The sequence below is a fragment of the Halomonas rhizosphaerae genome, from assembly GCF_030012485.1.
Lineage (GTDB): Bacteria > Pseudomonadota > Gammaproteobacteria > Pseudomonadales > Halomonadaceae > Halomonas > Halomonas rhizosphaerae.
In genome coordinates this window covers 61895-83539 of record NZ_JASCQQ010000017.1, presented here as the reverse complement: position 1 = coordinate 83539, position 21645 = coordinate 61895, and the positions used below count along the sequence as shown (strand labels likewise).

At 57.3% G+C, this 21645-nt stretch carries 19 protein-coding genes; all 19 read left to right on the top strand.

Features of this window, described 5'->3' with window-relative positions; all coding sequences use genetic code 11:
• The first annotated feature begins 13 nt into the window (after positions 1-13).
• The 19 genes from QLQ86_RS08730 (at position 14) to QLQ86_RS08640 (ending at position 21362) form a co-directional block, all read left to right on the top strand.
• Positions 14-1072 (top strand): sugar phosphate nucleotidyltransferase, encoded by a 1059-nt coding sequence (locus QLQ86_RS08730; protein ID WP_282816614.1) that lies wholly within the window; start codon positions 14-16, stop codon positions 1070-1072.
• 49 nt (positions 1073-1121) lie between these two features.
• Positions 1122-1838 (top strand): acylneuraminate cytidylyltransferase family protein, encoded by a 717-nt coding sequence (locus QLQ86_RS08725; RefSeq protein WP_282816613.1) that lies wholly within the window; start codon positions 1122-1124, stop codon positions 1836-1838.
• Complete coding sequence (locus QLQ86_RS08720; protein WP_282816612.1) at positions 1819-2616, top strand: SDR family NAD(P)-dependent oxidoreductase; 798 nt, start codon at positions 1819-1821, stop codon at positions 2614-2616. Before QLQ86_RS08725 ends, QLQ86_RS08720 begins: the two co-directional genes overlap by 20 nt.
• Positions 2601-3533 carry a Gfo/Idh/MocA family oxidoreductase gene (locus tag QLQ86_RS08715; RefSeq protein ID WP_282816611.1) on the top strand — a complete coding sequence of 311 codons (933 nt, stop codon included), beginning with the start codon at positions 2601-2603 and terminating at the stop codon, positions 3531-3533. The genes QLQ86_RS08720 and QLQ86_RS08715 overlap by 16 nt, the downstream gene beginning before the upstream one ends.
• Before the next feature lie 71 nt (positions 3534-3604).
• A complete protein-coding gene (locus QLQ86_RS08710; protein ID WP_282816610.1) occupies positions 3605-4846 on the top strand; it encodes a polysaccharide pyruvyl transferase family protein in 1242 nt (413 codons plus the stop codon).
• Complete coding sequence (locus QLQ86_RS08705) at positions 4843-5667, top strand: SDR family oxidoreductase (protein ID WP_282816609.1); 825 nt, start codon at positions 4843-4845, stop codon at positions 5665-5667. The genes QLQ86_RS08710 and QLQ86_RS08705 overlap by 4 nt, the downstream gene beginning before the upstream one ends.
• Positions 5668-5700: 33 nt before the next feature.
• Positions 5701-6732 carry a polysaccharide deacetylase family protein gene (locus QLQ86_RS08700; RefSeq protein WP_282816608.1) on the top strand — a complete coding sequence of 344 codons (1032 nt, stop codon included), beginning with the start codon at positions 5701-5703 and terminating at the stop codon, positions 6730-6732.
• Positions 6733-6746: 14 nt separating this feature from the next.
• Positions 6747-8051 (top strand): DUF4910 domain-containing protein, encoded by a 1305-nt coding sequence (locus QLQ86_RS08695; RefSeq protein WP_282816607.1) that lies wholly within the window; start codon positions 6747-6749, stop codon positions 8049-8051.
• Entirely contained in the window at positions 8048-9202 is a 1155-nt protein-coding gene (locus QLQ86_RS08690; RefSeq protein WP_282816606.1) for a hypothetical protein, read from the top strand. Before QLQ86_RS08695 ends, QLQ86_RS08690 begins: the two co-directional genes overlap by 4 nt.
• Entirely contained in the window at positions 9199-10392 is a 1194-nt protein-coding gene (locus QLQ86_RS08685) for a glycosyltransferase (RefSeq protein WP_282816605.1), read from the top strand. Before QLQ86_RS08690 ends, QLQ86_RS08685 begins: the two co-directional genes overlap by 4 nt.
• Positions 10382-11614: an ATP-grasp domain-containing protein gene (locus tag QLQ86_RS08680; RefSeq protein ID WP_282816604.1), complete on the top strand. Its 1233-nt coding sequence runs from the start codon at positions 10382-10384 to the stop codon at positions 11612-11614. Before QLQ86_RS08685 ends, QLQ86_RS08680 begins: the two co-directional genes overlap by 11 nt.
• Complete coding sequence (locus QLQ86_RS08675; protein ID WP_282816603.1) at positions 11559-12518, top strand: polysaccharide deacetylase family protein; 960 nt, start codon at positions 11559-11561, stop codon at positions 12516-12518. Before QLQ86_RS08680 ends, QLQ86_RS08675 begins: the two co-directional genes overlap by 56 nt.
• 92 nt (positions 12519-12610) lie before the next feature.
• The gene (locus tag QLQ86_RS08670) at positions 12611-13837 is read left to right on the top strand and encodes an O-antigen ligase family protein (protein WP_282816602.1); all 1227 of its coding nucleotides are present in this window, start codon (positions 12611-12613) and stop codon (positions 13835-13837) included.
• Positions 13821-15146 (top strand): glycosyltransferase family 4 protein, encoded by a 1326-nt coding sequence (locus QLQ86_RS08665; RefSeq protein WP_282816601.1) that lies wholly within the window; start codon positions 13821-13823, stop codon positions 15144-15146. Before QLQ86_RS08670 ends, QLQ86_RS08665 begins: the two co-directional genes overlap by 17 nt.
• 188 nt (positions 15147-15334) lie before the next feature.
• Positions 15335-16222, top strand: a complete 888-nt coding sequence (locus QLQ86_RS08660; RefSeq protein ID WP_282816600.1) for a glycosyltransferase family 4 protein — start codon at positions 15335-15337, stop codon at positions 16220-16222.
• A gap of 87 nt (positions 16223-16309) precedes the next feature.
• Positions 16310-18226 (top strand): hypothetical protein, encoded by a 1917-nt coding sequence (locus QLQ86_RS08655; RefSeq protein WP_282816599.1) that lies wholly within the window; start codon positions 16310-16312, stop codon positions 18224-18226.
• A gap of 20 nt (positions 18227-18246) precedes the next feature.
• Entirely contained in the window at positions 18247-19476 is a 1230-nt protein-coding gene (locus tag QLQ86_RS08650) for a carboxylate--amine ligase (protein WP_282816598.1), read from the top strand.
• 13 nt (positions 19477-19489) lie between these two features.
• On the top strand, positions 19490-20152 hold the full coding sequence (locus QLQ86_RS08645) for a sugar transferase (protein WP_282816597.1): 663 nt from the start codon (positions 19490-19492) through the stop codon (positions 20150-20152).
• 34 nt (positions 20153-20186) lie between these two features.
• A complete protein-coding gene (locus QLQ86_RS08640) occupies positions 20187-21362 on the top strand; it encodes a DegT/DnrJ/EryC1/StrS family aminotransferase (RefSeq protein WP_282816596.1) in 1176 nt (391 codons plus the stop codon).
• The last annotated feature ends 283 nt before the right edge of the window (positions 21363-21645 follow it).

Here is a 21645-nt window from a genome sequence, read left to right as displayed (position 1 = left end):
CCGGAGGTTGACCATGCTAGATGCACTCTTGATCGATGAGCATCGCAAGGTGCTCGATGCCCTTCACCAGCTGGAAGAGACCCAGCTCAAGATCCTTTTCGTTACCGATAGGGAGGGACGACTGGTTGGAACGCTGACGGACGGGGACATCAGGCGCTGGATCTTGGGTGGGGGGAATCTTGGCGGTGAAATGGGAGACGTATGCAACCGCACCCCCTGTGTGGTGCATGGTGATCAGGCGCATGAGGTACTGAAGAACATCATGAGGTCCCGACAGGTCACGTCCGTGCCGGTTCTGGACGATGACGGACGTGTCAACAAGGTGGTGTTCTGGGAAGACCTGTTCACAGATGACCATCCCGAGGCAGCTGAGCATGAGCCTCTCGGAGTACCAGTGGTGGTCATGGCCGGTGGCAAGGGAACACGATTGGCCCCCTTTACCAGTGTGCTACCTAAACCGCTTATACCCGTCGGTGACAGGACCGCGATACAGGTCATTCTCGACTCCTTCGCTGAATGCGGTGTCGATGAGTTCTATCTGTCGGTAAACTACAAGTCAAAACTTATCCAGGCTTATTTCGAGGAACTTTCTCCGGATTATCGGCTCCATTATGTCCTCGAGGATGAACCTCTGGGGACTGGGGGAGGACTGCATGTCCTGTCAGGGGTACTAGATGGCGACCTGATCGTGACCAATTGTGATGTCATTATCAAGGCGGATTATCGGGCGATACTGGACCATCACAGAAGAGAAAAGAACGATATTACGATGGTGGTTTCGTTGAGAAACTATGACATTCCCTATGGTATATGCGACATCGTTGATAATGGCCAGCTGTGCGCAATGCGTGAGAAGCCGAGTTACAACTTTCTCGTCAATACAGGGTTATATGTCTTGAGTTCCTCGATCCTTGGAATGATTCCATGCCAACAATTCTACCACCTGACTGACCTGATAGACGATGTGCGGCAGAAGGGAGGTCGAGTGGGCGTCTTTCCGATTAGCGACACCGCCTGGATGGATACCGGTGAATGGCAACAGTACTGCGAGACCATGGCAAGGCTGGCCTGATGTCCTGTGTGGCCTAAGTGACTTTCCTGATGATCGGGAGTGAAGAACGATGATTCACGAACAGGGTGTCGTCGCCGTGATTCCCGCTCGCGGTGGCAGCAAGAGTGTGCCGGGCAAGAACCTCAGGGACCTGGGCGGCATGCCATTGATTGCCTGGTCGATCACGACGGCACAGCGCTGCCCGTTGGTGGATCGGGTCATCGTGTCCACGGATGCTGTCGAGATCGCCGAAGTGGCGAAGTGTTTTGGCGCCGAGGTCTATGACCGTCCCGCCCACCTGGCCACCGATGATGCCCTGGTCATCGATGCCCTTCGCGACCTGATTCGTCGGCTGAACATGGAAGGAGAAAAGGCCGAGATCATGGTCTTGCTTGAGCCGACCTGTCCGTTCCGTGCCGTGGACGACGTGAGTACCTGCATCCTGCGCCTGGTCGAGGAGAAGCTGGACTCCATCGCCACCTTCAAGGCAGCCGAGCTCAATCCCCACCGGGCCTGGCGGATTGAGAGTGGAAGGCCAGGTACCTTCATCGAGGGCAGTGTGCCCTGGATGCCACGTCAGCAACTTCCGTCTGCCTACCAGCTCAGTGGCGACGTCTATGCCTTCCGACACGCCGAGCTGCGGGCTGAGGAACGAGGATTGCTCTTCGGACGGTCCGGAGCAGTGAAGGTCGAGGGTCACGGTTCGATCGATATCGACGATGAGCGTGATTTTCTGCTGGCGGAATTGATTTCAAAGGAGATAGGGCATGCATCGGTCCCTGCGTGATCTCATGGATCTGACTGGCAAGACAGCGTTGATCAGTGGTGGGGCAGGCTATCTCGGTATGGCCATGGGGGAGACGTTGGCGGAACTCGGGGCCAGCGTGGTCGTCGCCAGCCGTGACGGCGACAAGTGTGCCGATCTGGCACGACACCTGGCACGCCAAGGGTCGGTGGGGAAGCATCTCGGCATGACCCTGGACGTTACCGACAGGGCCTCCGTACGGCGCTGTCTCGATGCCGTGGAAAGCACCTACGGAGGCCTGGACATCCTGATCAACAATGCCTGGTCGGGAAAGAAGAACAGCTGGTCGAGCATCGAGGAAGACGATTGGTACCAGGACATCGACATCAGCCTCAATTCTGTCTTTCGCATGGTCAAGTTTGCTTACCCACAGCTAAAGGCGCGCTCTGGCTGCATCATCAACATTGCCTCGATGTATGGCCATGTGGCGCCTGACTATCGCCTCTATGAGGGGACGGATCATGCGAACCCGCCGAGCTATGGGGCCGCCAAGGCCGGTGTGCTCCAGTTCACCCGCTACCTGGCAAGCTTTCTCGCCCGAGATGGCATCCGGGCCAACGCCATCAGTCCCGGAGCGTTTCCGCATGAGCTGACACAGGCCAACCAGGCCTTCATGCAGCGACTCAGGTACAAGGCGCCCTTGGGTCGTCTGGGTCAGCCTGACGAGCTGAAGGGCGCCATTGCCCTGCTGGCGACCGACGCCGGGAGCTACATGACGGGACAGAACCTCTGCGTGGACGGTGGATGGGCCATATGGTGACGCGAGTTGGGATGATAGGCATGAGTCCAGGAAACGGGCATCCCTTTTCCTTCTCCGCCATCATCAATGGTTTCTCTGAAGACGGCATGAAGGTTTCGGGCTGGCCGGTCATCCATGAGTACCTCCGCCAACGACGTCCCGAAGAGTTCGGTGTCGGCAGCCTGCACGTGACCCATGCCTGGACCCAGGAACCCAGCGTGACAGCGGCACTGTGCCGGGCCACGAAAATCGAGCACGGCGTGGAGCGTCCCGAGCAGATGCTCGGCGAGGTGGACGCGCTCATCATCGCCCGCGACGATGCAGGAAGTCACTGGCCTCTGGCGCGTCGCTTCCTGGCAGCCGGTCTTCCGGTGTTCATCGACAAGCCCTTGACGCTAGACAGGGAATGCCTGATGGCATTCAGGCCCTACCTAGAGAAGGGACAGCTGATGACCTGCTCCGGGATGCGTTACGCCAAGGAACTGGATGTGCTCCGCGAACAACTTTGCGAGCACGGTAGCCTCAGGCTGGTGCGCGGCACGATCGTCAATGACTGGGAGCGTTACGGCATCCATCTGCTGGAAGCCCTGCTGTCGTTGCTGCCCGGTCATCCGACCAGCGTATGCGCGGTGCCAACGGGACACGAAACGCTGCTGATTCGACTTGACGATGGTACCCCGTTGATCATCGACGCCCTGGGCGAGGTCCCTCCGGTCTTTGATATCGAGGTGTTCGGAAGCCGGCGCGTCAGCCGCTGTTCAATAACAGACAACTTCAGCATGTTTAGACGTCTCCTGTTCGCATTCTCGGACATGGTCACCAAGGGTAGTCCTTCCATACCTGCCGAAGAGAGCATCAGGATCTTGAGTACATTAATCGCTGGTCGCGAGGCGTTGGACGAGGGTGGCCAGGTCGATCTAAGGCAGGGTGTCTCATGAGGGTCTGTCTGGTCAATGACACTTCCAATACCAGCAACTGGGGAGCCCGGGCCACCTCCACGGCATTGAGGATGATGCTGGAGGCCTCCGGTGCCCAGCTGGATAGTGTCATCTATGAATCTCGGGTGACCGGAGCCCAGTACCTCGACCGTCCGGCTCTTGTGCAGCGATCGGAGTGGCTGAAGCACCACCTCCCGGATAACCGCCCGATGCGCCGCATTATCCGAGCAGGGTTCAATCGCCTCGCCAGGCTCCTTCCCGACGTGGCTCCCCGCACCTGGAACGACTTTCCGCGTCTCGAGAGGCGGGTACTGGAGAAGCGCGCCTTGCCAGATATCCACGCTTGTTTCGATGCGTGTGACCTGGTGATGATCAGCGGCGAGGGATGCCTCTACGGCAACATCCGTCAGAGCCGCATGCTGCTGTTTCTGGCCTATCTGGCTCGCCATGGCATGGACCGGGAGACCGTCCTGGTCAACCACAGTGTCGATCTTCGACATCCCGTGCTGAACGAGATCGCACGGCATGTCTATCCCCTGCTCAATGAGGCGGTCTTCCGCGAAAACGATTCGGCACGTGTGTGTGCCGAGTTCTGCGACCCGAAGGTGGTGCCCGATGCGGCTTACGGGTTTGCGCCCGCCTTGGGGCCCGCCTGGCTCGAGGTGGCGGGCAGGACCTGCTATTTCGACGGCTGGCCCACCCGTGTCCGGGACTTCGATCCTCGAAAGCCCTATGTCTGCGTCGGCGGAAGTTCGAGCTTTACCAGGGGCCGTTCCCGCGGGAGGGATCCCGTGCCGGGGTACATGAGTCTATGTCGGGAGTTGAAGCAGGCCTTTGGCCAGGTCCTGCTGGTGGCGGCGGCCCGGCAGGACGAGACAGTCCTTTCGAAGGTGGCCGACGCGCTCGACCTGCCGCTGATCGGTATCGCCACGCCCTTCCCCCAGGCCCTGGATATCATCGCCAATAGCCTGGCCTATGTCGGTGGGCGATGGCACTCCGCGGTCTTTGCCCATTCGGGTGGTACCCCCGTGGTGGCGTTGGGCGCCTACACCTCCAAGATGCAGGCCTTCCTGCATCATATCGGTGAAGCCGACGTTCCCCTAGACCCGTTTCATCTCGATGCTGTGGCCGGACAGGTCCGTGAGCGGCTCGAGGATATCCGCTCCCAGGGGGAGGCGCTTCGCCGGGAGCGTCTGTCACTTGCCCTCGAGTTCAGGAAGCAGTCGAGGCTCAACGTGCACTGTGTCGAGCGTCAGCTGGCCGGGGCGAGATCGGAAAGCCTCACAATTTATCACCAGGATTCGATGCCATGAAAAGGGACTACGGTCAGCTATTCGCTCTCGATGGGCGGGTGGCCATCGTGACCGGAGGTACAGGCATCCTGGGTCGAGCCTTCTGCCGTGCCCTGGCCGAGTATGGTGCGCATGTCGTGGTCGCTGACCTGCAAGAAGAGGCTGCCATCTCCCTGGCCGAGCAGCTCGAGGTGGAGACCGGCGTGACGTGCCTGGGCCTGGGCTGTGACGTGAGCGACGAAGCGTCCGTCGAGAGGCTGGTGGCCCAGGCTTGCGAAACGTTCGGCCGCATCGACGTGCTGCTCAACAATGCGGCGAGTAAATCTCGAGACCTTGAGGCCTTCTTTGCCCCGATCGAGACCTATTCCCTGGATGAGTGGCGTCGGATCATGGCGGTGAATCTGGATGGCGTCTTCCTGGTGTCTCGCGCGGTGGGCAGGCAGCTGATCGTTCAGGGTGAGGGGGGCAGCATCGTGCATACCGGTTCCATCTACGGCCGGCTCGGCGTCGATCCACGCATCTACGAGGGGGCCGAGTATCTCGGAGTCGCGATCAACACGCCACCGGTCTACTCGGTTTCCAAGGCGGGCGTGGCCGGGCTGACGCGGCACCTGGCAACGCTCTGGGCCGTACACGGCATTCGTGTCAACACCCTCGTCCCCGGTGGTGTTCAGAGCGGCCAGAACGCCGAGTTCGTGGAGCGCTATGCCGCTCGCGTCCCGCTTGGGAGGATGGGAACCAGCGGTGACCTGGTGGGGGCAGTGATCTATCTGGCGTCGGACGCATCCCGCTATGTCACTGGGCAGGAGCTGGTCGTCGACGGTGGCCTGAGTGCCTGGTAGGCCATCTTCCTGCACCACACACGGAGCATAGTCGTGAATCCATTGACCATCGTGATGTACCACTACGTTCGCCCTCTTGCGGGCTCTCGCTATCCAGGACTCAAGGGGCTGGAGCTGGATCTCTTTCGCGGACAACTGGACTTCATTGGCCGGCACTATCGTGTGGTGACCATGCAGGAGGTGGTTGCCGCCAGCCGTGGTGAGACAACGCTGGCACCTCGGTCATTGTTGCTGACGTTCGACGATGGCTATCGGGATCACCATGACTACGTATTGCCGGAGCTGGTCGCGAGGGGCTGGCAGGGAAGCTTCTTTCCCCCTGTCCGGGCCATCCGGGAGCGCAGCGTGCTGGACGTCAACAAGATTCACTTCGCTCTGGCCGGCACCGATGATACCGGGGCCCTGGTGCATGAGATCCTGACGGCGATCGACGAGAACCGCGATGCCTTCCGGCTGCGTCCATCGGCCGACTACTACCGCGAGTATGCCAAACCGGGCCGATACGACAATCCGCCTGTGATCTTCATCAAGCGTATCCTTCAGAAGGGGTTGCCCTCGGCCTTGAGCGCGCAGATCACCCAGCGATTGTTCCACCGTTTCGTGACAGAAGACGCGGCGAGCTTCGCCGATGACCTCTACATGAACCATACGCAGCTTGGGGCACTGCGCGACGCGGGTATGTTCATCGGTAGTCATGGTGATCGCCATCTCTGGCTGAACACGCTCGATGACGATGAGCAGGCGCTGGAGGTTGAGGCGGGGTTGAAGTTTCTCGACGAATTGGGAGTTTCTCGACAGGACTGGGTGATGTGCTACCCCTATGGCGGTTATGACGACCGTCTCCTGGCACTGCTTCGGCGATACGGCTGCGCGGCGGGACTGACAGTGGAACCGGGCCTGACGGATCCCTGTCATCAGGACCCGCTCTGCCTGCCTCGAGTGGATACCAATGACCTGCCTGTGAGCCTCGACGCCTCTCCGTCCGCCATGCCATGGGTGAAGGCAAGCTTCGATCTCCGTCATGAATGTGATGCGGCAACGGACTCACGGTGGGGGAGACAGTGACAGAGCCTGCTGAGATGTCGCTCGCTACCGAGCTCATGATGATGCTACTGGAAGACCTTGCACCGCTTAACCGTGCGGTCTGCTCTCCAGATACCGACCGGGCGGTTGATTACCTGAAGAGCCTGCTTCCCTTCAAGGAGCATGCCTATCCTGATACCGACGTCTACAACGGCTGGGTGATTCCGCCGAGCTGGCACGTGGAAGTCGCGACCATGCATCATGGGGGGGAGCTGGTCTATGACGGTAAGCACCATGCGCTCGGCGTGATGGCGCTGTCGTCATCCTTCCAGGGGCGCGTGAGTCGAGAAGAGCTGCGTGAGCACCTCTACTTTGATCATCGTGACCCGGAAGCGGTGCCGTTCCACTTCCGTCAGCAGTTTCGCAGCTGGCAACGCGACTGGGGCTTCTGTGTTCCGAAACGCCTCTTCGACACGCTACCTGACGGGGACTTCGATATCTGTATCCAGACCCGGGAGTCGCCTGGCACGCTTAGAGCACTGACCTATGACTTGCCGGGCAACTCGCCGGAGACCATCGTGTTCGGCGCGAACCTGGATCACCCCGGCGTGGCCAATGATGGCCTTTCCGGTGTGGCCGTGGGCATCGCCCTGTTCAAGGCGCTGGCCCGCCGCCACTCCCCGCGTCGTTTCAGCTATCGACTGGTACTGGCCCCGGGCATCATCGGTAACGAATACTACCTGGGGAAGCTGCCCGATGAAGAACGGGAGCATATCCTTGAGGGGGTCATGTTGGAGATGCTGGGCTCGTCCACCGAGCTGGCGCTGCAGTATTCACGAAGCGCCCACTCCAACATCGAGATGGCCCTGGCCAAGGTCCTGGAGAGACGCGGTGCAAGGCACCGAACCGGAGGCTTTGCGAGCTGGCTGATCAATGACGAGTACATCTGGGAGGCCTATGGTATTCCCATGGCGTCGCTGTCGCGTTTTCCCTATCCCGAGTACCACAGCGACAAGGACTCCGTCGAGATGATTCGTCGCGGCTGCATGCAGGAAGCGCTTGACGTGGTGGCCGAGGCGGTGGGACTGCTCGAGTCGGGATGCGTGCTGCACAAGCGCTTCAGGGGCAATGTCTGCCTCTCCCATCCGAGCTACGACCTCTATATCGACCCCGGACAGGTGGCCTTCGGCGACATCCCGGATGACAGTCGCCGGCGCATGCGCCAATTGATGGAGCTGGTACCCACGCTGGATAGACCGACAAGCGTGGCCCTGCTGGCGAGCCGCGTGGGATTGCCCGTGTCATCGGTTGAGGCCTACCTGCAGCAGTGGGCCCAGAAAGGGCTGGTGAAGCTGTCATGACCAATGTCGAACGCTTGTCTGGGCATCGGTGCCATGTAATCGTTTCGACGCCGCTGCAGTATCTCAATGCCATGGAGCTGGTCACGGCCCTGGCGAGCCAGGAGTGCTATCTGGTGGTCATGGAAGAGAACTACACCCTGGACCTCTTCTCGCGGCTGCCGCAATTCTCGCGGTGGACGGACGTGGCAGCCGTCTCGGCGAGCACGCCAGGGGAACGCCCCGAGGCTGCCTGGCGCCGGGGGATGAAAGAGGCGCTGATCGATCGAAGGCTGCATCGACGTTTCATCCGGATGCTGAAGCAATGGCCCAGGGCCGAGCTTGTCGTGATGGGTAACCCGCGAGAGCTGCGCCACCAAGACTTTGCTGGCCTCGCGGGAGGGAGGGACATCCTGGTCTGTGAGGACGGTACCGCCTCCCTTCGCCGCGATGTTGGCGAACTCTCCCTGGCCAAGCGACTTCGGCGGCGTCTGCTGGGGATCGACATCCACGGGATAGATGGTGCGTGGTGGTTCACGGCCTACCCGGAAGCCATGGGCGTGAGACGCCACATGGTCAACCGCTATGACTATCTGCGAGGGTTATTGGAGTCGCGTCGCCAGACAGAAGGTGTCAATGACGACATCTGGCTGCTGGGTCAACCCCTGGTAGAGCTTGAGCTGCTGAGTGGCGCAGACTATCGCACCTTGGTAGCGGACGTTATCAACCAGGTCTATGCGGGGCTGACTCTTCCATACTGGCCACACCCGCGCGAGACCGCCGAGAACCTGGCCGAGCTGGGGAAGATTCCGCGGCTCGATGTCAAGCGTCACGGCCAGCCCGTCGAGTTGGCGCTCATCGGCGCCGAGGCCTTGCCGCAACGCGTGGCCACCTTCTACTCCAGCGCCTATCGAACCTGTCAGGCGATCTTCGGTGATGCCGTACCATTCGACGTCCTCGAACCCTGCACCTCCAGCTGGGCCGAGGGGCATCATGAGCTCAGCATTCTGGAAGAGTGTTACGCGTTCTACCGCAGAGATCTGAAGCGACCCAACCGTTACTTTCAACAGGGACGAGATCGTCGATGGAGAGAGCTGGAGGAGATCCATACCGCTAGGATCTCGGTATCTACCTTGTCGGAGTGTGCCGGCACAGGCGAGCAGGCATTACGATGAAGATTGGCTTGATGATCGGTCGTCTCGGGCAGGGGGGTGCAGAACGTCAACTGGCAGAGCTGGCCATCGGTCTGGCACGGCAGGGCCATACGGTCGAGGTGCTGTGCTACAGAGGCCCGTCCGAGATGGACCGTCAACTGGAAGCACAGGGAGTGACCGTGCGCAGCACACCGGCCAGGGGGCGCTGGGGCCACGTGGCCTTGGCCCGGCACTGGTTGGATGACTTTTCACCCCAGATTGTGCATGCGTTCATGAAGCGGGCGTCGTGTGTGGCGGCATTGGCGAGGCCCTGGCGGACGGAACTGCGGCTGATAGCGAGTGATTATTCGACGGCCAGCTATGGGCGTCGAAAGCCATCGCTCTGGGTATCGCTGTGCCTCTTCGGCCTGGCGGATCGAGTGGTGACGGAGACGCAAATGAACCGTCACCACCTCGAGAGTCTCGCACCCTGGCTGATAGGCAAGGTCAACGTCATCCGAAATGGCCTAGACCTCAGTCGATACCGGCCACCCGTAATCCGTCGCATACTCAAACCGACATCGTCAGAACACATGCTGGCACCACGTGACGATAACGGACAAGATGCGTCAAAAGAGAGTATGGAGTCTCTTCATTTCTGTGCGGTAGGAAGCGTCTACGAGGTGAAAAATCCGGTGCGAGTCGTTGAAGCGGTGTCGATACTTCATCGCCGGCGCGGGGACGTCTTTCACCTCGACTGGTATGGGCGTCTGGGTCTGAAGGGAGATGGATCGCCTTCACAAGCCTATCATGACGCGATGCGCCTGGCCGATGCGCTTGGCGTGAGGCACCTGGTGACGTTCCATGGCACGACGACGGATGTCGATGAAGCGTTGCGGGAAGCCGACGTCTTCCTCCATGCATCACTTCAGGAGGGATTTCCCAATGCCCTAGTCGAGGCCATGGCCACGGGCTTGCCCGTCCTGGTCAGCCGTGTCTCGGATCTGCCGCTGGTGGTGGAGCAGGCCGAGAACGGAAGGGATTTTGATGAAAAAGATCCCGTTTCCATAGCCGAGGCCATGGAATGGATGCTTGATCTTTCCGACATCGAGAGATGGCAACGCGGAGAACGATCCCGCGACCTGGCCTGCGCATGGTTCGGAAAGCAGCGCTTCATCGATGATCACTTGGAAATGTATACCCAACTGACGGGAACCGGCCATGGCAATTGACTGGGTAGAAGCTGGACGCACATGCCTGCCGCAGTGCCTCCGGCACCTGGTTCAGCGTTACGTATCCATGAGTCTGCTCAAGGAACGCTATTTCGCACGTCGTGACCCGCTGTCGAGCACGCTTGAGAGCGATATCGATACCATGGGACTGGGCATCAGGCTAGGCATCATCAAAAGTCGCGTGCAGCGGCATACCCACTACGTTCGTGCTTGCCAGGAGCTCGGTCTGCCGTTCAGGGTGATCGATATCGCCGCACACGACTGGCATCGCAGGGTGCTTGACAGCGGATGCGAGCTTTTCTTCAGCTGGCCCGACGCGAGCCTGGGCCCCTATGCGCGTCTGCAGAAAGACCGCTGTGAATTGATCGAGAAGCACATGGGAAAGGTACTCTTCCCTGGCGTGGAAGAGGCGTGGATGTACGAGGACAAGATACGCACTGCGGACTGGCTGGTGGTGCAGGGCATACCTTGTCCGCGTACCTGGGTCTTCTTTGATAGAGACGAGGCACGGCACTTTGCCCGGGAGTGTGAACTGCCGGTCGTGTTCAAGACCCGTTTTGGTGCGGCCTCCACGGGTGTCAGGATACTGCGTGACCGTCGCGCGTTATACCGTGTAGTCAGGTGCGCCTTCACCCGTGGACACGCACCGTATGGGCATGACCGACGAGACCGTGAGTGGGGCTCCCTGCTGCTCCAGGAGTATCTGCCGAATGTCCAGGAATGGCGCATGGTCCGCATCGGAGATTCCTTTTTCGGACACCGGAAGGGTAGGGTGGGTAACTTTCACAGCGGTTCCGGTATTGCCGAGTGGAACATGCCGGAAGTGCGGCATCTAAATTTACTGTATCAGGTGACCGAGCTAGCCGGCTTCAGAAGCATGGACGTCGACATCTTTGAACGCCCTGATGGCCAGTTGCTGGTCAATGAACTTCAGACCGTATTTGGAGCGAGTGTCTCGATCGATCAGCAGAGACGAGATGGTGTGCCGGGAAGGATGGTACGGTGCAGTAATGGGGAATGGCGTTTCGAGGCGGGTGACTTTGCACGAAATGCCTGCGCTAATGAGCGGATACGGTATGTGCTGAGGAGTCTATCCGATGAAAGAGGGCGTGCGAGATCTGGTCAGCCGGGGAGTGGTGGTATCTGGCGTCAGCCGTCTGGGGAGAATGTTACGACGGCGGCAAGGAACCCTGATTCTATATGGCCATCGTATCGCAGGTGACGATGAAGGTTATTTGCAGGGGCTCAGGGAAGACTGGTTTGCCGAGCAGATTACCTACCTGGCGCGTCACTATGAGTTCATCTCGCTGGACACGCTGGTCGAGTGTCTCGAACAAGGCAAGCCGCCGCCGCACCGCTCGGTCGTCCTGACGCTGGATGACGGGTTCCGCGATAATCTCGAAACGGCGTTTCCCATCCTTGAGTCCTACAGGATACCCGCCACGATCTTTGTTGTAACGCGGTCGCTCGCCAATGGCGAGCTTCCCTGGTCCGAGCGTCTGGGGACATTGTTGCAGCGGACGCGAGAGCCTCGTGTGGCCCATCCTAAACTGGCTGAGGTCTGCTTCCCGTTGGGACAGCCACGTCAGCGCCGAGAAGCCTACTCGCGAATCAAGGACTCGATTGCACATCTGACTCGTGGAGAACGCGACGCGTTTCTCGAGGATCTTGCAGAGCAGCTCGAAGTCTCCCAGCCTCGTAATCGTATGCTGACGTGGGAAGAAGCACGCTTCCTGATGTCGCGAGGAATCGACATCGGGGGGCATAGCTACTCTCATGCACTACTGGGACGAGTATCCGGAAGAGAAGCTCGACACGAGATCGAGCGATGCAAGAGTGACCTGTGCCGCCACCTCAGCCTCAAGGCACCTCACTTCTGTTTTCCGGGTGGGAGCCAGAATGACGCGGTTCGCCAGATAGTGAGATCAACGGGTTTTCGCTCCTTTTTCCGCTCATCGTCCGGGTTGCGTTACAACGAGCCATCCAGCGTGACGCCGTTTTCCATGTCGCGAGTGGGATTGCCAAATGCACCTGCCTATCATCTTGAAGCAGAACTGGACAGTGGCTTTCATCCTGTCCGGCAGTGGTACCACCATGTCACAGCTGTCGGCGCATCAGCGTCATAGTCGCTGAACGACTCCTAATAAGCCCCTTCTCACCACTTCTCAATTTCTCCTGCGTGATGGTCTGGAGGGTGACAGCCGTGAAAGAAATAATGATGACCACTTCCATTCCGACTGCCGAAAGGAAGTCGACGACGCTACTGGTGTTAGCGAGCTTGTTTGTGCTGTTGAGCATCTTCGACAACACGATAGTCCTCAGCGGAATTCCCATGTTGCGGAATCCAGCGGCAGTCGCGGCTCTCCTGTTGGTCTTTTGGTTTACGGTATTCGGTGTGAACGCCTTGAAGATGACGGACCCTTCACAGTGGTGGGCGATCGGCGTGCTGTCGATGACCCTGGTCATCGAGTTGATACGTATTATTATCCAGGGACATGTCATGCCGGGATGGCTTTCCCTATACCTGCAATGGGTCCAGGTGCTGATCATCTTCTTCATCCTGCTGGATCTTGCCAAGGATCCCCGGGCGCTTCATTACATTGGTATCAGCTTCCTGTTGGCCATGATGTATATCGCTTTTTCCTCTCTTCTCACACCCGATGGTTTCGCGGTAGAAGGAGGACAGCGCCTTGGCTATGAGGGCGAAAACCTTAACCGTCAGGCTTACTGGTTTGCAATGGCCTTCATCATACTGACGTGGCTCATGTTCGAAAGGTGGCCGAGAGTCGGTCTGTTGGGAATTCTGTTGCTGTTAGGTGCTGGATTACAATTCTACTGTCTCTTGAGGTCGGGAAGTCGTGCAGCTTTTCTCGGGATGCTGCTTGGTTTGTTGTGTCTGTTAGTGGTCGGGTTCAGAAAAGAGAAGCTTTCTGCGTATCTTGTGTTACTCCCTTTTATGTTGATGGCGACTGCCTTCTTGCTTTTAAATAATGATCTTGTGATAGAGAGAATCATCATGGCCTTGTACGGATCGCAGGATGGCATGAGGAGCAGTATTTTTTCAGCCGCAGCTGGTTTGTTCATGGAAAAGCCCTTTCTAGGGCAAGGCATGTTTTTTTCAGAGCTGCTGGGAAAAGAGTTAGGTCTTTCGAGTGGTCTAGCCTCCCACAATAGCTTCCTTCGGGTAATACTTAACTTCGGAATAATTACTGGAATCGTCTGGTTGTGCCTTCTGTTGAGTATCTTTTTTAAATGCTGGAAAGGGCGAGGGATTGCGGCGCTCTTCCTTTCATTGATGGTGCTGTCGTTGGTCTACGGGACTTTCGATGAGATCCAGTTCAACAAGTTCTTCTGGGTGATGTTGGCGTTGGCTTCGCAAGCACCTCTTCATAGTCATTTTAATATGGGATATCGAGCAGAGGTCCATTATGGAACAGTGCCATGAGAATGAAAAGCTTGACGTCAGCCACCGTCACCTTGCGGATACCTGCCATGAGACCCTGAAGATCATCTATGTCCATCAGTATTTCAACATTCCATCCATGCCGGGCGGGTCAAGAACCTATGAAATGGCCAGAAGACTGGTGGCACATGGACACGAAGTTCATGTTGTCACCTCCGACAGAAGCGCTGTCGTAGGCAGGAAGGGCTGGCATCAGACACAGGAAGATGGCATCCACGTCCATTGGTTTCATGTTCCGTATCATAACAATATGAGCTATCGCCAACGTCTGTCGGCCTTTGTCCGCTTCGCTATCGCTGCTTCGAAGAAGGCTCGCTGTCTCGGAGGAGATGTCGTACTGGCGACAAGTACCCCCCTGACCATCGCCATTCCTGGCATCCACGCATCGCGTGGTAACAAGATCCCGATGATCTTCGAGGTCAGGGACCTTTGGCCCGAAATGCCGATTGCCGTGGGCGCCATCAGGCACCCGTTGTTGATCTTCCTGGCGCGATGGCTGGAACGTTATGCCTATCGGCACGCGAATAGGGTGATTGCGCTCTCGCCAGGCATGGCAGATGGCGTCGTGGCGACGGGCTATCCGCGGCACCAGGTCGAGGTGATTCCCAATAGCTGTGATCTGGATACCTTCATGCCATCAGAGGTATCGGCTCAGCGTTTTAGACGCATTCATCCCGAGCTGGGTGAGGCGCCTATCGTGCTCTATGCCGGTGCACTCGGCCGCGTCAATGGCGTTGGGTACCTGGTTGAGGTGGCGGAACATTTACGTGCCAGGCGACCTGACGTCCGTTTCGTGATCATGGGAGAGGGAGCCGAGGCCGATCGAATTCGCGACTTGGCAGCGATGAAAGGATTGCTGAACACCAGCGTCTTTTTCTACCCTCGTGTGGCTCATGCCAAGATTTGTGACGCCTTTTCTGCGGCGTCAGTCGTTACGTCATTGTTCGTCGATATTCCGGCAATGCAGAATAATTCTGCCAACAAATTCTTTGATGGCTTGGCCTCTGGGACAGGCGTGGCCATCAACTATGAAGGATGGCAAGCCGACCTGCTGCTCGAATCCGGTGCCGGCCTGGTATTGTCACGAGATACTCGTATTGCGGCTCGTCAGCTTCAACGTTGGCTGGAGAATGAAGTCGGCAAGCTAGCCGCCGGTAGGGCGGCTAGGCGCCTTGCCGAAGAACAGTTCTCGAGAGACCTTCTCGCGGCTCGACTTGAAAGAGCACTGGTTTCAGTCGTGGAAGAGGGAAGAATACAACCCTGCATCAAGACAGAGAGCCGCCTGTCATGAATCGTCTAGTTCTTCTGGGACATTTTGCCGATCATCAGTCGAGGGTGGATGGCCAAATCGTCAGGACTAGGCTTGTGCGTTCCGAGTTGTCTCGTCGGCTCCGAGATGTTCATTTAGCGAGTGTCGATACAGGAAGGCTATCGCATGCACCCATCTGGACATTACTGGAAATACACCGGAGACTCAGCGTGAGTACCAATGCCATCATGATGCCGGGTGAGCGGGGACTGAAATGGCTCCTTCCCCTCTATCTGGCCTGGATGAAACGCTATCAGTTTCGCCTTCACTACCTGGTCGTAGGTGGCTGGTTACCCGACTACTTGGAAAGCAGGCCACAGGATGTTAAGCGCCTGTCGGCCTGCACGGGTATTCATGTTCAGACTCGCCGGATGCTCTTGAGGCTGAAATGTCTTGGCCTCGGTAACGTCTCGCTGCTTCCCAACTTTCGCAATTTCCCCATGAACCGTCGATTATCCTCGGGACCTGACCCAGCCCTCAGTCACCGTGCTCCGCTACGCCTTGTCTATCTGTCCCGTGTCATTCCTCAAAAAGGCCTTGAGCTTGCCATCGATGCCGTGGAGTCAATCAACCGGGAACATGCGGAACCTTGCCTGTCGTTGGATATATGGGGACCGGTACCCGAAAAGCATCGCGAATGGTTCAGGGGACTCATCCGGGGACGACAGTCCGTGATTCATTACTGCGGTGTGATGCCACCCGAGGCAATTCCGGATATGTTGCCCGATTACGAGCTGATGGTATTTCCTACTCGGTATGCAGGCGAAGGCTTTCCCGGTGTTATCGTCGATGCGTTCGTTTCCGGTCTTCCAGTCCTTGCGTCTGACTGGCAGGACAACGGCGAGATTATTCTACCCGGCGTCAATGGAATGCTCTTTACTGCTGAGCATCCTGGTGATCTCGAGTCCAAGCTTCGCTGGTTTCTGGCAAATAAACAGTCCATTCCAGCGATGGGCCAAGCGGCGGCATCGATGGCGGACCATTACCACGTCGACAATGTGTTCCCTGACCTGATTCGTGCCATGGGTCTAGAGCCGGAAGGCGCGATCCCCGCGTGACTATATTACTCTCCGCTGGTGTATCCATTTCAGTTTCTCTATCTGTCATATTGAATACGCAATTGGCGAGCCATCCGAGGAATCCAAATGGCAGGTATTTTTGGCGTTGTGACGGCTGAAAGGTCAAAGAAGCTGCTACCACAGTGGATCCATGTTGCGCCGGGAGGGAGCGCTCGCTATCAGCGCCTCTACTGGCGCCATACGCGGAGAATGCTGCTGGGGGCTCTTCATGGAGCTATCCCGCCAGATGACTGCTTTGACCCCGATCATGGCATCGGTGTGTTGGTGCATGGGGTATCCATCGACCCTGAGACGGGGAACTCACTAACGGCCCCGACGCTGCTGAGTCGCTATCGCCAGGAGGGCTGTTCGCTGCTCAAGAGACTGGATGGCGACTACCTGATCGTCATTCTTGACCTACATCACGATATCCTTCTGGTGGCCAACGACAGGATGGGGACATGTCCGCTCCACTACCATGCGGGCGACGAGGCAGTGGCGTTTGCCACTGAGCCTTGGCTTGTCTGCGCACTATCGGGCCTTCGCCCGGAACTCGATGAGATAGGTGCCCTAGAGTTCATGAGCATGGGTCACGCGGTCGATGCTCGAACCTTGTTCAAAGACGTGCACCTGCTTGAGCCCGCTCAGGTCATCACCATATCGCTCATCAGGGCAGACGTGCAGTGTTCGACCTACTGGCAGCTGAATTTTCAACCCTGCGTCCGTATCAGGGAGCGTCAGGCTGCCAGCGATCTGCGCGATGCCATGTGCTCAGCCGTAAGGGCCGTCAAGCCCAGTCTGTCGGATAACGCCCAGTTGTTACTCACCGGCGGTTATGATTCACGCACCTTGCTGGCCCTGCTCTGCCAGGAAGACGCTATGCCAGGGCGAGCGTTGTGCTGGGGAGTGTCAGATAGCGTTCCCTGCTCGGATGTCGATATCGCGTCGCGTGTGGCAGCGGGTTTTGGGATGAACTTCAGGTTTCTGCATTATGACCAGGAATCCTTCACGTCATCCGCCGAACGTTGGGTGAGGGCTGCCGGGCTGTGTTCGGATAATCTGGGCAACTTCGTAGCGGGTCCCGACTTTCTGGGCTCTCGGGAATGGAACTCGTCGAGGTTTCTCGTCGGCGACCAGTTGCTGGGCGTTGGCGGAATGCCCGTCAGTCGCCGGCATGCCTTCGAAGTCTCGTCAGGTCTCCCTTTCAGCGGGCCGGTTGCGGGTCTGTCCCCCTTTCTAAGAGGCCATAGCCAGATGCTGGCGGCGGAGCTTGCCAGTGCCGGTGTCCATCGTCTCGTCAATCCATTCTGGGATGAGCCGTCCAAGGATGTTCAGGATCACTTGAGCTACCGCCTGCACATGGCACGCTGGTTGAACGCCCCCACATTCTTCCGTGAACCCCTGGTGCCATCTGTGCGCCCGATGCTGCACCAACCCGTCATGGCCCTTTTCCAAATGCTTCCAGCCTGGTTACGGGTCGACAAGCGACTGCTGCTGAGCATGCTGAAACACCACTTTCCCGACCTCTTGCAGTGGCCACGTGCCAGCGCGGACAGTCTCGTTGACTGGAAACTCGCAATGACCCGAGGAGGAGCCACCGCCGCGATGTTCCAGGGCCTGGTCTGTGACGACCGACTGGCCGATTCGAGTCTTTCAAGGTTCCTCGACTCCCATGTCATCCGTTCAAGGCTGCAGGACTATGCGGATCACCCGGTAGGCCCGATGAGCCGTCGCCCCGCATCGGCCAGCATGATCACGTCTATTCGCCGGAGGGGCAGTCGCTATCGTATCGGTGGCCTGGCGATATCCATTGCCCAAAGGGGCATCAATCGGGCACGGCGACAGTCGGTCGGTGCCGACGCTTGGCGGGTATTGCAACGTATCGCATTGATCTCGCTTCTGCTGAGGGTCATGGAGAGTCCAGCAGGAAAAAGTTCTGATTCCAGACCTTACATCGACCTAAAGCAACTTCATTGCCGATGGCATCACAACGAAATCCGCTGAGCCCTGATAACGAGGTAAGAATGTCTCGGATTCTGGTGACCTATGGCTGGTGCAGGACCGCGTATGTTGCGGTGCAGTCGTTGGCTTCAAGGGGGCATGACGTTTATGTTTGCAGCCACCTTCAGCCGTCCATGGCAGCTTGGTCACGCTTCTGTACGGCAAGTGCCCGTGTGGCCGACCATGTTCAGGCACCAGAGGCATTCATTCAGGACGTCATCTCCCTGGTTCAGCGCTGGAAGATCGATGCCATACTGCCCTGCCATGAGGATTCCTTGACCCTGCGCCGTCACGAGCAGACGCTTCCAGGCGGCGTGGTACTGGCTTGTCCTTCCTTGCCATTGCTCGAGCAAGGCGTGGACAAGGCAACGGTGACTCGGCTGGCCGTGGAGGAAGACATCAGGGTCCCCACGACACAGTTTCCTGCCGACCTCGAGGAGGCAGAACGTCATGCTCACGAGATCGGTTTTCCGCTGGTGGTCAAGCTGCGCCAGTCCAATAGTGCCAAGGGCGTGACAGTGGTCGACAACCCTGAGGCCTTGCACGACACGCTCAGTAAGCCGCCTTTCCTGTCAGTTGCCGCGGACGATGCGGGATTCCCCATTCTACAGGCCTATATTCCCGGTGACGTCGTGGGTGCCTGTTTTCTCGCCATCGCCGGGCAAGTAGTGGCGTTCTTTGGTGAGCGCTATCTTCGTGCGAAGAGCAAGGGAATGGGGACCAGCACCTTCCGCGAACCCTTCTCCTCGGAGGCGCTGCGGCACCAAGTGGATCGGTTGGTGTCCCGCTTGCGCTGGGAAGGTATTGGCCATTTCGACTTCATCGAGAACCCGGCGACGGGTGAGTTCAGCCTGCTGGAGATGAATCCTCGTTTATGGGGCGCGCTGAACCTGGCTCGGGTCAATGGCCTAGAATTTCCAGCAGCGTCGGTGGCGCTTGCCCTGGGAGAAACGGATTTCGAGACGTTCTTCCCCCCCATGCCGCAGCCACCGAAACGCAGTTTATGGCTGCTGGGGGAGGGGATACGTTGTCTGGACCTTATGGCCTCACGCCAGTGGCGTGAAGTGTTCGGTGTGCCGAGGGAGGTGCTCGGGTCCTTACGAGCGACACCGTGTGATGACTGGCACTGGAAAGACCCACTTCCATTCCTGGCGGAGGTCCTCTGCTATGCAAAGGGTTACGTTCGCTCTGGCGGTAACGTGAACCCCGTTGTACCTGATGTCCCCAGTTCCACGCTCAGCCGTACATCATGATATGAGAACTCCAATGCTAGACAACGAGCGCCAACATGCCCATGTCTTCGGCACGTGCGACCCGCTACAGTCAGCTGGAATGACCCGTAGTCAGAAGATTGTCAAGCGCTTGTTCGATATCGTATTATCCCTCGTGGGTTTGTTGGCCGTGAGTTGGCTGATCAGCGTTTGCTATATAGTGGCAAGTATTGACACCCGAAGTTCGGGTATTTTTTCTCAGAAGCGTATTGGTCTCGGTGGTCGAATCTTTACCCTTTACAAGATTCGAACGATGCGGCCGAATGAATATCTTAACACTAATGTTACAACAATAAATGATCCAAGAATTACTAAGATCGGCCGCTTTATGCGGCGGACTAAACTTGATGAACTGCCTCAGCTCTGGAATGTTCTCATCGGCGATATGAGTTTCGTTGGGCCTCGCCCGGACGTTCCGGGCTTTGCTGATCTCCTGCACGGTGATGCATCCCTAATATTGAGTGTGCGCCCTGGCATTACAGGCCCAGCTTCTCTGGCATTTCGTGATGAAGAGTTACTCCTTGCTGTACAGGAAGATCCTGAGTCATACAATCGTGACATTGTTTATCCCCTAAAAGTAGAGATGAACATTCACTACGTTCGCTCTTGGAGTTTTCGCACCGATATCAAGTGTATCTGGCATACACTTTTTGGCTAGAATAACTTTCGTGTTATCCTGAGGGGGTGTTACCATGCTTAATGGACCTTTTTCTCCTTGGCCTTCATTTACAGAAACAGAGGCTATGGAGGTTTCTCGTGTGCTGCTATCCAACCACGTAAACTACTGGACTGGTGAAGAGGGACGTTGCTTCGAACAGGAGTTTTCTGAATACGTTGGTAGTCGCTATGCAGTTGCAGTGGCAAATGGGACCTTGGCGCTTGAGTTGGCCTTGAGAGGTCTTGGTATTGGTCATGGTGACGAGGTTATCGTTTCTCCGAGAACTTTCCTGGCTTCGGCGTCCAGTGTCGTTGCAGTCGGGGCAGTACCGGTTTTTGCTGATGTCGATGCTGACTCTCAAAATATAACTGCTCCTTCTATCGCCGAGAAGATCACTCCGCGAACACGAGCCATTCTTGCAGTGCATCTGGCTGGCTGGCCCTGCGAGATGGACGAGATTAATGCCTTAGCTCGCTCTCATGATTTGTATGTGGTCGAAGACTGTGCTCAGGCTCATGGAGCAAAGTATCGTGGCAAGTCTGTGGGGTGCTTGGGGGCAGTCGGAGCCTGGTCTTTCTGTCAAGACAAAATCATCTCGACAGGAGGGGAAGGCGGAATGGTCACAACCGATGATCCCGCCCTCTGGGAAAAAATGTGGTCTTATAAGGATCACGGAAAGAGTTGGAAGGCCGTGTATGATGAGAATCATCCTCCCGGATTTCGTTGGCTACATGAATCTTTCGGTAGCAATTTACGCATGATGGAAGTTCAGGCAGTCATCGGTAGGATTCAACTTCGTTTTTTACCGGAATGGTCACGTACGCGACAGGCTAATATGAGCCGTGTCTTGTATGCTTTACGTGGATGTCGTGGTCTCCGCGTTCCGTTGCCCCCTGATCATGTTGAACATGCTGCTTATAAAGGTTATGTCTTTATCCAGTCTCACTTGCTCAAGTCTGACTGGAACAGGGATCGTATTATTGGTGAAGTGAACTTCCGTGGTGTGCCATTATTCGGTGGCTCCTGCCCCGAGGTCTATCTCGAGAAGGCTTTTGTAGGAACCGATTTTTGTCCGAGGACGCGTCTTCCCGTGGCGCGAGAATTAGGTGAAACTAGTCTGATGTTCCTTGTCCACCCAAAGCTCAAGTCTTTCGAAATCGAAAAGACTATCAACGTTATCAGAGACGTCATGATGTTGGCTTGCCGCTGATATCACCGTTGGAGTTGCAGTTTCTTCAAATGCTAAAAACAGATTTCTTTAAACCTTCAGGGATTTTTCCTTGCCTGTGAGCCCACTTGGCCTTACCTCTCACAAACCGGACCATCGGTGAGGTGATAATTTCGCTACGTTTGCATGGTTATCGTGAGATCTTGCGACGAAGCGCTATCGACATACCGAATAGCAGATCATCTCAGTACTCAAGGCCCCTTGAGAGAGGCGAGTCGACAACATAGTTGTCCTGATAGCATGGTGTTTCTGAACAGTCGGTCAA